General features: G+C 47.0%; 11 protein-coding genes. 7 read left to right on the top strand and 4 right to left on the bottom strand.

The genetic code is table 11. The features are described 5' to 3' along the window. Window positions 1-120: 120 nt before the first annotated feature. Window positions 121-1,299 carry a sensor histidine kinase gene (locus tag RMO27_RS05850; protein WP_309730404.1) on the bottom strand — a complete coding sequence of 393 codons (1,179 nt, stop codon included), beginning with the start codon at window positions 1,297-1,299 and terminating at the stop codon, window positions 121-123. A gap of 230 nt (window positions 1,300-1,529) precedes the next feature. On the opposite strand from RMO27_RS05850, the gene RMO27_RS05845 reads away from it, so the two are divergent. The 4 genes from RMO27_RS05845 to RMO27_RS05830 are packed head-to-tail and all read left to right on the top strand — an operon-like array spanning window position 1,530 to window position 5,421. Then, entirely contained in the window at window positions 1,530-2,270 is a 741-nt protein-coding gene (locus RMO27_RS05845) for a hypothetical protein (RefSeq protein ID WP_309730401.1), read from the top strand. A gap of 46 nt (window positions 2,271-2,316) precedes the next feature. After that, complete coding sequence (locus RMO27_RS05840) at window positions 2,317-4,449, top strand: BamA/TamA family outer membrane protein (RefSeq protein ID WP_309730397.1); 2,133 nt, start codon at window positions 2,317-2,319, stop codon at window positions 4,447-4,449. Between the two features lie 13 nt (window positions 4,450-4,462). After that, a complete protein-coding gene (locus RMO27_RS05835) occupies window positions 4,463-5,104 on the top strand; it encodes a hypothetical protein (protein ID WP_309730394.1) in 642 nt (213 codons plus the stop codon). 5 nt (window positions 5,105-5,109) lie between these two features. Beyond that, window positions 5,110-5,421: a GNAT family N-acetyltransferase gene (locus RMO27_RS05830; RefSeq protein ID WP_309730391.1), complete on the top strand. Its 312-nt coding sequence runs from the start codon at window positions 5,110-5,112 to the stop codon at window positions 5,419-5,421. Window positions 5,422-5,470: 49 nt separating this feature from the next. On the opposite strand, the gene RMO27_RS05825 is transcribed toward RMO27_RS05830, so the two are convergent. After that, entirely contained in the window at window positions 5,471-7,090 is a 1,620-nt protein-coding gene (locus tag RMO27_RS05825; RefSeq protein WP_309730388.1) for a DUF3352 domain-containing protein, read from the bottom strand. Between the two features lie 135 nt (window positions 7,091-7,225). Further along, window positions 7,226-8,281, bottom strand: a complete 1,056-nt coding sequence (locus RMO27_RS05820) for a PCRF domain-containing protein (RefSeq protein WP_309730385.1) — start codon at window positions 8,279-8,281, stop codon at window positions 7,226-7,228. A 579-nt stretch (window positions 8,282-8,860) separates the two neighbouring features. On the opposite strand from RMO27_RS05820, the gene RMO27_RS05815 reads away from it, so the two are divergent. Then, window positions 8,861-9,430, top strand: coding sequence for a cytochrome b/b6 domain-containing protein (locus RMO27_RS05815; RefSeq protein WP_309730382.1), 570 nt, complete (start codon window positions 8,861-8,863; stop codon window positions 9,428-9,430). A 122-nt stretch (window positions 9,431-9,552) separates the two neighbouring features. Continuing rightward, on the top strand, window positions 9,553-10,464 hold the full coding sequence (locus RMO27_RS05810) for an alpha/beta hydrolase (RefSeq protein WP_309730379.1): 912 nt from the start codon (window positions 9,553-9,555) through the stop codon (window positions 10,462-10,464). A 118-nt stretch (window positions 10,465-10,582) separates the two neighbouring features. Here the strand turns inward: RMO27_RS05810 and RMO27_RS05805 are convergent, their stop codons facing one another. Further along, complete coding sequence (locus tag RMO27_RS05805) at window positions 10,583-12,835, bottom strand: ComEC/Rec2 family competence protein (RefSeq protein ID WP_309730376.1); 2,253 nt, start codon at window positions 12,833-12,835, stop codon at window positions 10,583-10,585. Window positions 12,836-13,373: 538 nt separating this feature from the next. Here RMO27_RS05805 and leuB point away from each other — a divergent pair. Continuing rightward, window positions 13,374-14,399: 3-isopropylmalate dehydrogenase (gene leuB / locus RMO27_RS05795; protein WP_309730373.1), on the top strand; the 1,026-nt coding region annotated here is incomplete at its 3' end.

Genomic DNA, 14,399 nt, shown 5'->3' with positions numbered 1-14,399 from the left:
TGCCTAAAAATAACTAGATCGTCAACGAGGAGGAGGCGAATCATGAATTAGTGAATAGTGAATAGTGAATAGTGAATAGTAGATGAGATTTAAATGCAGTTGTTGTCAATTATTAATTTATCAACTTGGTAGAAATATCTTAATCTGGGTACCCTGGCCGATATTGCTATTGAGATGGAATTCACCGCCCAAACATTGCACGCGCTCTTTCATATTTCGTAAGCCAAATCCGGTATGAGGTCGATCGAGATCGAAGCCGTTACCATTATCGCAAATTTCCAGAATAGTGCCACGGTTCTCATTCTGAGCAGCTACGCCAACGACGATCCTACTTTCGATCGTCACGCGATCGGCTTGGGCATGTTTTTGAATGTTGGTAATTGATTCTTGAATGATGCAATAAAGTTGATAGCTAGACTGGAGTGATAATTGGGGGAAACGAACATCAACAATTACCTGAAACGGATGATTTTGTTCTGCTAAGGCATTGATCGCTTCGGTGAGGTCAAAATTTGATCGCTTCATTGTACCCAAGGCTTGACGGACATTATCGAGGGCTTGAGAGCTAAGTTTTTTGGCAAGATCGATCGCTTGTTGTGCGCGTACTGGTTCGGTAGCCTGGACTCTCTGGGCAAGTTCGATTTGGACATCTAAAGAGGTAAGCGAATGCCCTAGTGTATCGTGAATATCACGAGCGATCCGATTGCGCTCTAAATCGACAGCTAGCGTCTCTACTTGTTTAGTAAGTCGATCGGCTTTTTCGCGAGATTTTTGCTCTTCTGCCCAAACGTTGCCAAGTAAAAGTACAAAAATGCAATTAATAGAATAACTAAGAATATAGCCAGTTATTAGTCTAGATGGAATCAGATATAATTTGAGGTCAATCTGCTGCGAGTATTGAATTATACTAGATACGCGAGAAATATAGCTAAGGCTAATTACAATTAAGAAAAGAATAGCGATAGTAATTATTTCTTTTCTGGGTAGTAGAAAGCATCCTTTTAAGAAAAAAGTGCAGTAGAGCGCAAAACTAATGAATTCATAATATTCGGCAATAATTACAGATAAGACTGATAGGATTACATAAATTCTTCTATGTCTGAGTGAAAAGTTTACAGGAAAAAACAAAATAAATGAAATAAATACTAAAGCAAATAAGGCTGTCTGCCAGAGCATAAATGGAGATTCCTGCAACTTGGGATTGACAAAAATCGCCCAAATGCTAAAAGCCAAAATGAATAGTTCGATAATCAGAAGCGATCGACGCATCTTGATATAGGCTGGTTGTAAACTTGTCATCAGAGCTGCTCTTGGCGAGATAATCCACCAATAATTAATATTTATATTTAGATCCTAGTTCGATCAATGTAGCGATCGATATGACTTTAGTCATATTTTGTATGACCTTAGTTAATATCCAAATCTGTGACGATCGGGTTAATCTGTACTAGCTGTGCGGTAATGTAGCATTTGACGGATAAATGCGGAGAACTGCGATCAAATGCTCGATATTTTGGAGGGGTTGAGATATGAAAACTTATCTAGCTTATTTATTATTAATTACTGGGATCTGGATCGCGATGCCGCAATTAGCGATTGCCAAACCTCAGCCAGTTAGCACCAAGCAAGAATCGTCCACTGCCAAAATTTCACCAGCAGCAGCCCTAGAGCGACTGATTCTGGCTCCAAAATTATCAGCTAGTTGGTTTACACCCGAATTTCTCAAAGCAGTGGATAAAAACTCGGATGTGAATACAGTACAATTTCAGCGCGATGTGACGCTCAAACTCGGCACGATGCGATATGGCAATTATAAATCCATCCAATCGATCGGCGGTGATAAGTATCGGATTATCTTCGATCGAGCCGAGCCGGATGCGGTGGTTGCCCAGTTTAGGCTCGATGTCAGGGGCAGAATTGCGGGCATTAGGCTAGCTGAGAAAAGAAATAAGCCCAATGCTCAAGCTCAAGTAGCAGCACAAGCGGCTGTCGATCGATCTTTTAGAACAAATGTCGGCAGTAATGGTAAACCCAATCCATTATTTGTCAGCCTCAAACAATGGTTGGGAAATTATCAAAAAGTCCGCAAGCAAGATGAAACTACTTATGTCGGAATCTTCGAGCGAGGTTCGTTACCACTTGAAGTCAACTTTAAAACTGATGGATCGATCGAGAATTATGGGGTAGGATGTCCGGTTACGAAGTTACCACTGAGTCAAGCTCATTCAGATCTTCAGAAAATATTCTCGAATTGTCCCAATCTCAAGTAAATACTTGATTTTATAATCCTCCTAAATCCAGATTAATAGCTAAATTATGCGTTTGAAATTATTTTTAGTTGTTACGATTACAGCGATCGCTCAAATTACAAATTCAGGAATAGTTCGTGCTGAATCTAGTCAGGTGGGGAACCTAATTGCCGTTGGCGCAGCCTCTCCACTGGAGAATCGTAACTTAGCTAATCTGACGCTTGATCGATCTAAAATTGACCCAACTAGAAACATCCCTAGTGCGATCGAGTTAATTGCCCAATCAAAACGTAAATTGCGCAAACCTGTCAATCGCCGCAAACGTCCACTCGTTAACAATACTCCATCCCAGAATCCAAGCGCAAACACCCCTCTCGGCAATACCGAATCACAAGTCACCGTTGCCGAAATCGTGATCACCACAGATCGGGGTCAGCTAGATCCAGCCTTAGCAGCCAAAATTCGGCAAGTGCTGACAATTAACGTCGGACAGTCGGTTACTCGCGATCGATTGGCGCAAAACTTAAACGCCGTCAGAGCACTAGGGGACTTTGCCACCGTCGAGATCGTGCCCGAAGATACCGCCAAAGGCGTGAAAATTAGCTTTGTCGTCAAACCCTACGGCACACTCAACCAAGTGCAAATTAGGACGCTACCGGACACTGGCAGTAGCAGCTTGAATTCAGCCGCGATTGATGACATCTTCAAACCCCAATATGGCAAGCAATTAAATGCGATCGAACTCAAAGCTGCGATCGCCAAATTAAACCAGCTCTACCAACAACAAGGCTACAATCTCGCTCAAGTTGTCGATGTCGAAGAACTCAATCCCAACGGCAAAGTAACGATCGTGATTGCTGAAGGATCGATCGAAGATGTTCGTGTCCGATTCCTCAATAAAAAGGGTGAGGCTGTAGATGAGAACAAGCAGCCGTATTCAGGGCAGACTCGACCTTTTATCATCACCCGCGAGGCAGAATTAAAACCAGGCAAGATCTTCAACCGGATCGCTGTCGAGAAAGATCTACGGCGGATCTATAGCTTAGGTTTATTTGATGACGTGCGGGTATCCTTTGCCCCAGGTAGCGATCCAGCAAAAGTCGTTCTTCAGTATGATGTCATCGAGCGTAACAAGAATTTCTCGATCGTCCCCAATGTCGGCTATGGCTCCGTCAATGGTTTTTTTGCCAGTCTGAACTATAACCAACTAAATGTCGGCGGCAATGCACAAACATTAAGTGCCAATGCGCAACAAGGTACGACAGGTTTAATCGGTGACGTGAGCTTCAGCGATCCGTGGATTGCCACCGATCTTCATCGGACATCTTATAGTGTCAATGCCTTTGCCCGACGATCGACATCCTTGATCTTTGGTGGTGGTAAAATGCCTCTATTCGTGCCGGGAACTACCAACGATACGCCGACAATTCTTCGCACTGGCGGCGGGATTACCTTCAATCGTCCGCTCGATGGCGATCCTTATGGCGATGGTGGTTGGCGCGGTTCCTTGGGAGTGCAGTATCAACGAGTTTCGACACGGGATGTCAATGGTGGATCGATCGTGCCGCAAGATTCAGGCGGTAACGATCTGAGCTTTAGCAAAACCGGACAAGACGATCTGTTGATGTTGCAGTTGGGATTGACTCAAGATGCGCGGAATAGTTTTAGCGATCCGACGCAAGGTTCTTTGCTCAAGCTAGGTGTAGACCAATCGGTTCCCGTGGGACTGGGAAATATTGCGATGACCAAAGCCAAAGCAAGTTTCACTCACTATGTACCCGTAAAATTGACGAACTTTACGCCTGGTAGTCAATCGCTGCTGTTCAATCTGCAAGGTGGGACAATCCTCGGCGATTTACCACCTTATGAAGCATTTAGTTTGGGTGGTTCGTCCGGCGTGCGTGGTTACGAAGATGGCGATGTGGGTTCGGGACGCAGCTATGTCCAAGCTACTGCCGAATATCGATTCCCGATCGTGTCGATCTTCGGTGGCGGTCTATTTTTTGATTATGGTAGCGATTTGGGTACGGGGAGTAGCGTCCCTGGCAATCCTGCTGGAGCGCGGAGTAAACCTGGCAATGGATTCGGCTATGGAGCTGGGGTACGGGTGCAATCACCGATCGGGCCATTACGCCTAGATTACGCGATCAATAATCTCAATGAAACTCGGATTCAATTTGGGCTTGGAGAGAGATTCTAAGATTACTAAAAATATGAGTTACTTCTCAACAATTATGCGCTCCTACCAAGAGGAACCAGATCTGCAACTAATTGTCGATTTATTCGATGCTTGTGAATCAGTCGATCGATTAGAACTATCGATCTCGATCTCGCAACTTCAGACAGAGTTAACGGCTCCTGAAATCGATCGAGTGATGCTCTGGCAAGATATACAAGGGCAATTAATTGGGTTCGGTGAATTATCGATCGCCGAACCGATCGAAAACAATCTTGCTGACGGTACACTGTGGATGATTGTCCATCCCGCCGCTCGTGGCGGTGACTTAGAATCCCAGATTATGGCTTGGGCAGAACATCGGCTCAGTGAAGTAGCCAGGGAACGTCAGGGACAACCTAAATTATTTACGTGGAGTCGCAGCAGTTCGATCGATCGGATTGCCATCATCAAGCAGCATGGTTTTGTCGAAGATCGTCATTTCTTGTTCTTATCTCGATCGCTAAGTGAACCAATTCCCACTCCACAATTACCAGCAGGTTTTACAATTCGCGCTGTCAATTTAGAACGAGAGGCGCAAGCCTGGATCGATCTCCACAATCGAGCTTTTTGCGGTCAATGGAATTATCACCCGATGACTATTGAAAGCTACAAAATCCTGACTATTTACCCGAACTAGACTTGGTGGCAATCGCTCTCAATGATACGTTTGCCTCGATTTGTTATTGCTCGATCGATCCAGCACATAACAATTTTCTCGGCAGACAAGAAGGTTGGGTAGCATTGTTGTTCACTAGTCCAGATTTTCAGCGGCAAGGATTAGCCAGAGCGATGTTATGTCATGCTTTAGCTCGACTCAAGGCTCTGAATATAGATATTGCCAAAATTGGCGTCGATTCCGAAAATGCTTTTGGAGCCGGAAAGCTATATACATCAGTCGGGTTCGATCGATTCCGCACCAATACCGCCTATGTCAAGCATTTATCGGCCTCATAATCGGACATAAGATGCGATCGATCTAATTGTCATCGATCGCAAATTTAGGTTACTTGTCGATCGATTTGAGTGTGAGTAAAGCTTCAAACTGACTGGTGTTTTTGTCAGGTTGCGTCGAACTCATGCCCAAACCGCGAATGGACGTGACGATCGCATTGACATCTGGGGGGATGTTCTGGCCAGCCATCGCACCTAATTTACTGTTGAATAGACTGAAGACTTTTTCGACATCGATATAGGCATAGCTTTGCTTTTGATCTGGCATGGCACCCATGGTCGTTTTAAAGTTAGCTGCACCAGTGAGGGATTCGCCTGTAGGTGTGGCAATTTTTTCGACCAAACCATCGCCGACAGTTAGCAGCAAAGATTTGTCAGATAACCAGCCATAGCTCAACACCGTACCGGCACCACCAGGAGCTTTGAGATCGGAAATTTGGGTATTGCCGACTTTGCGCTGTTCGATCGTCGCTCCCGAAGTCTTGGCGAGATTAGTAAGTTTGGTGATCATATTCTCTGTCACCGCGCGATCGGTACTATCGATCGTCATCGCCCCTCCAAAGCCCGCCGAGGCCACGATCCCAGTATTCACCGGAATCGTCCCAATTGTGTAGTCACCACCCATCCAGCTAAAGATATCCTGATCGAGATCCAGTTGCGTAGATTGGGTGAAACCCTGCCGCATTTGGGTGAAGGCTTTTTGGGTTTCGGGACTTGCCGACGCCACCTTATTGATTTCTGTCCAAATTTGGCTCAAGCCAGTCCCCCCCATCAGGGCGAAGGTATCGGCGGGATAACTCCCGATCGCTTTAGTGCCAGTACTGGGTAAATTCAGCGTGGTACCATCAGTTTTGGCGACTAATTTCAACCTAATCCCCGTATCTTCAATCCCGATTCCCCCACCGAAGGACTGAATTTTTTTCAACTGGGTCAATGTCACGGGATCGAGAGCAGTGGTTTGGTTGCCAGATTTGAGGATCTGTTGGACTCCTTGGAGATAGTCGGGAATATAAAATGCGATTACGGGTTGTTTGAGCTGGAGACTATCGCCTTTAAACCAAGCATTTCCAGCTTTGCTAGCGAGGGAAGGTTGACCCTTGGCAGTATCGATCGCTAGTTCTAGCGTATGCTGTTCGGGGGAGATGACCAATCGATCGTTGACCACTGCGGTAAAGGTTTCACTACTACCTTTGCCACTATCGGTAATTTCGACCCCTTTGTAATCGATCGTTTTGGTGGTTTCTTTGCTGAGAGCTTTGAGCTTATTGGCAAATTCTAAGGCTTTGAGCTTGTCTTTAATCCCGATCGAGATCAGCATCCGTGGCTTGGTCGATTTGCCGTCAGTATCGGGCAAAAAAGCAAACATGACATTGCCCAACCATGGCTGCACATCTTTGCTAAAGTCCATTTTGGTGTCAGTGGCAAACTTTTGTTCGAGATCCTTGAGTTGGGCTGCCACAATCTTTTGGGCTTCGGGAGTGCCAAATTTTTGTAACTTAGCCCAAGCTTCGGGTTCGTTAGAGATATACGCTGCCATGTAAGCGTTGGCCGGAATTACCTCCGCGAGATCTCCAGGATTGGTTTGACCGCTATAGATATATTTATAGCCGACAAATCCCGCTCCAGCAGCAGCGACTAATACCGCTGCCATGATCATGCCTTTCTTCGCCATATGTTTTGGGGTGTTGGGTGTCAAGTTCGCGCAGCCGCTGTGGCGAAAAAAACGCGAGGATTTAGTTATACAATTCAATCGATCGACTGGGAATTCCGGAATCTTGCTAGAGATTTGGGACAAGTGACCTATATTCTACAGCTCGACGATCGGCACTTGGCGATCAGCGAGTAAACTAGCCCGCATAAATGCACCCAACTCCGATCGCTCTCCAGTCATAAACGCATCGACATTCCGAGTTTCCATCCCCGTGCGATCGTCTTTAATCAGTCGATAAGGATCGAAACGATAGGTTCTAATCCGACTGCCAAATCCAGTTCCAAAGCGATCGCCCCGAATGGCTTGGAGCTGAATATCTCGGTGCTGGCGATCGAGGATGGCTAATTTCGATCTCAAGATCGCCAGTGCCCGCTGTTTATTTTGACGTTGTTCGCGATGTTCGTCACAACGGACTTGAATGCCCGAAGGGACGTGCATGACGCGGACAGCCGACTCCACTTTGTTGACGTTTTGGCCGCCTTTACCGCCAGCATGACAGGTACTGATTTCTAGCTCCTTGAAGTCTAGCTCGTACTCAGTTTCGGCGATCGCCGGAATTACTTCGACCCCCGCAAAACTAGTATGACGTTTGCCATTGCCAAAGGGACTAATCCGCTGGATCCGATGATTACCACGTTCGGATTTGAGATAGCCGTATGCATACAAACCATCGATCGTTAGTGTCGCCGATTTGATGACACCAGCAACCGCACCGGGCGAGCAGTCTACCAAGCTCGTCCGATAACCCATATTTTTCGCCCAACTGCTATACATTTCCAGCAAGCTGTTCGCCCAGGCTTGGGATTCGGTACCGCCAGCACCTGCCAGGAATGTGACGATCGCATTATTTTCATCGTAGGGAGCGCATAGCAATCGCTCTGTCTCCCAGCGGGCCAATGTCTGTTCGATTTCGGTCAAAATCTGTGTTGCTTCATCATCCAGGCTGAGTTCCTGCGCCAACAACACATCTGCCATACCCTGATCGCAGCTTACTAGCATGTCCCACTCGCGTTGCAGCTTACTGAGCTGTTGTGTTAGTTGGGTTGCGGCTGGGGGATCTGCCCACAGTTCGGGGCGACTAGTCTCATATTCGAGCTGACGAATCTGGGCGGGATAAATGCTAAAGGTAACTCCGGATCTCCACCAGAGCACGGTTTACCTGATCTAATCGATCGTTCCACATCACTGCATCCTCCTTTGTTTAGGGCAGTAGTTTTCATATTTCTAGGTATAGCACGAAGTCCCAAATTATGGCAAGATGGCACAGATTGACTCGATTACCTACGGTCGGCTACGCCAACGAGTGGAAGATTTACGATAGAGTTAGGAATATCTTGACATGGTCTTGCGTACATATTTAGCCGCAAAATCCCACGATGTTAACCTTCTTTGTGGATGCAATCTCGATCTTTCTTTCCCTGCTTTTGCTGTGTATTATTGTATTTTTACTCTGGCCAACATCGACGTTTCGTGTGAGGAAAGCGAAATATACTAATGCCGATTTTTTAATATCCCAGACAATGATAATGAGCTGCAATGGATCGATCGACAACAACAAATTTATTGTTTCAATCGGTGGGTGGCTCTCAAAACAATCTTTAAGTTGATTTTTAGCAAGATCGCAGCCAAACAGCTCAAATCGTAACTTATCTCCTTAGTCGATCGCTCCGATCTGGAACAGATAGAATTAGATAATGGTCGATGCTTAAACATAACTACCGAATACTTTAGATGTCAACAGCACCACAACCAAGACTAAATAATATTTTCAAACAACTGATGTCCATTCACTGGTGGATGGCTGGACTTTATCTGATTTTATTTGTCAGTGGTATGACGATCGAGCGATTGCAAGATGGCGTTAGTTTTCGCGAACTATTATTCGACGCTCACAAATCTTTTGGGGTGTTGGTATTGCTCTTACTCGGTTGGCGGATGTTCTTATTATTGAGAGTTTGGGGTCGTAAATATGCCAAGCATTTTCCCAAATTAACCGGAAATTGGTATTTCAAAACTGGTTTACATACCCTCCTCTATGTGCTGATGCTGGCCGTGCCGCTGAGTGGTTATTGGTTATCCAATGCTTATCAGGCCAATAATATCAACTTGTTTGGGATTCCCATGCCCGACATCTTTCCTGTTGATGGCGAAGCCTCATCACAAGCCGCCGCTGCCCACAGTCGCACATCGAAGATTTTTGCGATCCTGATTGTCATCCACTTCGTCGCGCAGCATAAAGTAGTTAAAGCAAACTGGCGCAGGTTGGTGGCGTGGGTGGTTAAAATAAGAGGTAACGGTTAACTTCTGATTCGATCAACAACCAGATCCACCGTTAAAATAAAAGACTAAGCACCCGATTGGTAGTGAATCACCCAAAAGACAATTATATTGATCGGTATTACTAAATTTTTGAGGCATTGCCAATGTCTAATCTAACTAGTATTGAATCTCCACCGATCGCTCATTCTCCGCTGATATATCAATGGCACTGGCAAGGACAATCGATCAACATTGCCTATGAAACGGAGGGGGTAGGATCGCCAATTCTGCTTTTACCTGCCTTTAGTACTGTTTCCAGCCGCACTGAGATGTCTGGCTTGGCAACTCGGTTAAAATCGCAGTTTCAGGTGACGACGGTAGATTTTCCAGGGTTTGGGGATTCTAGCCGCCCGCGAGTGGATTATGCGCCGCCGCTTTATCGGCAGTTTTTGGCAGATTTCGTGCGCGATATTTACGCTTCACCTGTGACAATTATCGCTGCCGGACATGCAGCCGGATATGCCCTGAATTTCGCCGCTACGGTGCCAAATAGCGTTGCCAAACTAGTTTTAGTTGCACCGACGTGGCGGGGGCCATTACCGACAATGGCGCGGGGTCAAAAGCCTTGGCTCAAAAGCGTGCGCGACCTGATTCGCACGCCAATCCTGGGTCAATTTTTGTACCAATTAAATACCACGCCGAGCTTTCTGGCATTTATGTATCGGCGGCATGTCTATAGCGATCCGAGTACATTAACTCCTACCGTACTCACTCAAAAACGCCAACTGACGCAACAGCCAGGAGCCAGATATGGTGCGGCAGCATTTGTGACTGGTGGACTAGATCCCTATCTCGATCGATCCGCCGCCATCGCCCATTTAGAATCTCTGACGATACCCACATTCATTGCGATCGGCAACAGCAGCCCACCCAAATCCACCGCCGAAATGCAGGCACTCGCCGCCGTTCCCCATGTCATCAGTCAGACATTCCCCGGCACATTAGGAATGCACGAAGAATATCCCGCTGAAATTTACGAGGCAATTTTGCCGTTTCTTTTAGAGGGTAGAGAGTAGAGGGTAGGGGTAGGGGTAGGGGTAGGGGATAGTGAATAGATTTGAGGCTTTAGGCTTTAGGCTTTACAACTATCAATTATCAATTATCAACTATCAACTATCAATTATCAACTATCAATTATCTCTCCCCTTCCAAATAAGGCTGAAACTCACCACTCGGCGTCCATTGGATGGCTCCATCACGACTAGTGTAGTAGACGCGAACTTGCTGTTTTTCTAAAAGTTTGACTGTTTCGGGATCGGGATTGGATGTAGCGGCGATCGCGACTTGGGGATTGATTTTGGCGATCGATCTTTCGGTCAATCTACCGCCGCTCCAATACAATGTTTGGGCGGGAGCCAGGTGTTCGAGATCGATCGCCGATTGGGTGAGATCGCCGGTATCGCTACCGATTGCCAGCCACTTTTGGTTGACTTCAGGGATGTCAATTTTGAAGATCGGCGGACTGACTTCGAGCGCGGTGATTTCGACTCGATCGAATGTTTGGGTTTTACCGAGCGGCAAGGCATCGAATTTAATTGTGGTATTACTCTGGCTATTGCCGATACTATGAAAGTTGTGAATGGGAATAGTTTGACTGAGGGTTTGCCAACTATTGAGAGTCGGTAAATTGGGATTGAAATCGATCGCCCGATCAACATGATTGACTGCTTGTTGTTGTAAAAATGGTAACACGACAAATCGCGCTGTACTCTCATTACCACTATTAACTAAAATCGTCTGGCCGCGATCTTGAATCACTAAAATTTGTCGATCTTTAGTCGCTAACGCCGTAATTTGAAGTTCGGTAGTTTTCAATATTGCCAAGGGCAGTAATACTAACAATAAACCGCCTACTAATGGTAGCTTCCAATTTTTTTGCCATTTGGGAACTGCCCACACACCCAGAATAATTCCGTATAAAGCGAGTAACTGCCACAGCCCCAGTTGACCGACAGCAAATGATGCACCTGGTAGATAATTAAATAGATCGACAATGCCAATCAGAAGCTGTGCTGGCAAATAGAGGAGCCACGAAACCGCACTTCCCGCGATCGGTAGGATCGCACCCACTAATGCTGCGATTGTTCCACCAATGCTGATGATACTAATCAAGGGACTAGTCAGAATATTGGCAGGCAAACTATAGAGGGGGAAAACTTTAAAGATATAGAGCTGAATCGGCAATGTCCAAATCGTCGCCGCTAATGGCACGCTAATCAGATCGGAGATCGTCGGTGGCAACCAATCTAACTTTTGTTGTAACGGTGCCGCCGTCACTATCAATCCTAATGTTGCCAAAAAACTTAATTCAAAACCAACATCCCAAATCCATAGCGGGTTGATAATTAATAACAGAGTTCCGGCTAAAAATAACGCACTGAGGGGATCGATCTTGCGTTGAGTTCGCAACCCGATTAAGACCGCCATTCCCATCACCACCGATCGCACTACTGACGCCTGAAAGCCAGTCAAACCCAAGAAAATCAATAAAGCCACCGCACCGAGATTCGATTGAGCGACTGGGGACAAGCGGTTGCGGGTGATGCTCAAAATCGCCCCCAGAATCAAAGAAACCTGAAACCCAGACGCCGCTAGCGCGTGCGCCAATCCGACCCGGACAAATCGATCGTGTAAATCGAAGGGTAAATCGACCGCATCCGCACCCAGTACCATCGCCGTCACCAATGGCCCCACGGGGACATCCAACCACTTTACCTGGGCAGCCGCAATCCGCTGGCGCAACTTACCCCAACTCCATTGTTGCGTTTGGCTTTCATCCGGCACCCGCAGTTGCACACCCCGCATCCCCGCAAAACCACCCGACTGACTCAGATAATCGCGAAAACTAAAGCCGCCAGGATTGGGATTGACCTGCGGAAGGTACAACGTCCCCGTAATTGACACCTCTACACCGGGCTGAAGACCCGTCCCGCTCTGCAAGGGCACCGTGACATAGACTCGACCGCTGACCGATTTGCTCACGTCTGCTGGGCGTAAATTATTGCCCTGAATTTCGTTGAGCTGAGTGGCTGCTAGCCAAAATTGACTATTTTGATTGCGGGTGATGTGTGGATAGCTATCGACAGTGCCTTGGACGATCGTAAATTGGGTGGTGCCACGCTCGGCAGTGGCGGTAACATAGGTGCTAATATCGTTGGCGGCAATCTTCGGCACGCGCAATTCTAGATAAAAACTAGCACATGTGGCGATCGCGATCGCCACAGCCAAAAATTGCCACGGCGGACTTTGTTTCCATCTGCGCGGTAGCTGCCATGCCAAAGGAATAGCGAGGATAATTAGTCCCCATCGCACCCACGGGTTAAAGGTGACGAGTAAACCAACGACATAAGCCAGACAAAGAACGATCGCAGCTTGAGTATTCCGCATGAGGCAATTGGGCACTGTTCAGTTAAAGAGTGATATATTGAAAACCACGGGAGGAAAGGAGTTCAGTCATGAAGATCGGTCGGTTTCGATAACCCATCGCCATCGCTGGAGTCTGGTTGTTTGATCATCCCCAATCAGGTCTTACCCAATTATGAATCAATCGGTGGACATCCAAAGCTCTCTGTAATCCACAAACAACTTTGGCATAGTGATTGTGGCGACGGTGGTAGGCACTGGCTCTGCATCTAAGCGCGCTTGCTCTTTTCCGTTTTTGACTATCCGTTCACTTTCGCAATACACACAGTTCATTTCTGTTTAATCCAGGCTACGCCTCTATTATGACTATCCCTTTTTAACTGAGCAGTGCCGGAGCGGGTATTTGAAGGAGATCACAAGATCGAATCGAGTGTATTAGGGAATCTAGATGTGACAGTCGATCGAGTTTTACAGGGACGCTAATCTTACCAGCGACCTTTATTGATCGACTGCGTCCCGATCGCCGTTAGAATACTAAGTTATCGATCGCAAGGCAATCACCATGACTCAAACTTATCGGATCACCCTGTTACCTGGAGACGGGATCGGCCCCGAAATTATGGCGGTAGCTGTAGATGTGCTGAAGGTTGTCGCCGAGCAAGAAGGTTTTAACTTAGAGTTTACGACTGCTCTGATTGGTGGTGCCGCGATCGAATCCACGGGCGAACCTCTACCAGCAGCTACATTAGAGACTTGCAAACAGAGTGATGCTGTCTTGCTAGCTGCGATCGGCGGTTATCAGTGGGATAATTTACCGCGCCATCTGCGGCCAGAGACGGGTTTACTGGGTTTGAGAGCGGGATTGGGTCTATTTGCTAATCTGCGACCTGCGGCTGTTTTACCCCAGCTTGTTGACGCTTCTAGCCTCAAACGGGAGATCGTGGAAGGGGTAGATCTGATGGTGGTTAGAGAACTGACTGGCGGTGTCTATTTTGGCGAACCGAAGGGGATTTTCACGACAGAAACGGGTGAAAAGCGCGGTGTCAATACGATGGCATATACCGAAAGCGAGATCGATCGGATTGCCAAAGTCGGCTTTGAAACCGCCCAAAAGCGGACTAAAAAGCTGTGTTCGGTCGATAAGGCTAACGTGTTGGAAGTATCCCAATTATGGCGCGATCGGGTGACGGCAATGGCCAAAGATTATCCTGATGTCGAATTGACTCACATGTATGTAGACAATGCGGCGATGCAACTAGTCCGCGCGCCCAAACAATTCGATACGATCCTCACTAGCAATCTATTTGGGGATATCCTCTCTGATGCGGCGGCGATGTTGACTGGCAGTATCGGCATGTTGCCATCGGCGAGTTTGGGGGCGACGGGATTGGGTGTATTTGAACCCGTACATGGTTCCGCGCCCGATATTGCGGGCAAAGATATCGCCAATCCGCTGGCGCAAGTGCTGAGCGCGGCGATGATGCTCCGGTATGGTTTAAACCAGCCACATGCGGCCGATCGCATCGAGCAGGCGGTTTTAAAAGTTTTGGATCTGGGTTACAGAACTGGTGATATTATGTCAGCAGAC

It is taken from the genome of Chamaesiphon sp. OTE_75_metabat_556, assembly GCF_031378165.1.
GTDB lineage: Bacteria > Cyanobacteriota > Cyanobacteriia > Cyanobacteriales > Chamaesiphonaceae > Chamaesiphon.
The sequence above is the reverse complement of the archived record's forward strand: the minus strand, read 5'-3'. Positions and strand labels throughout refer to the sequence as shown.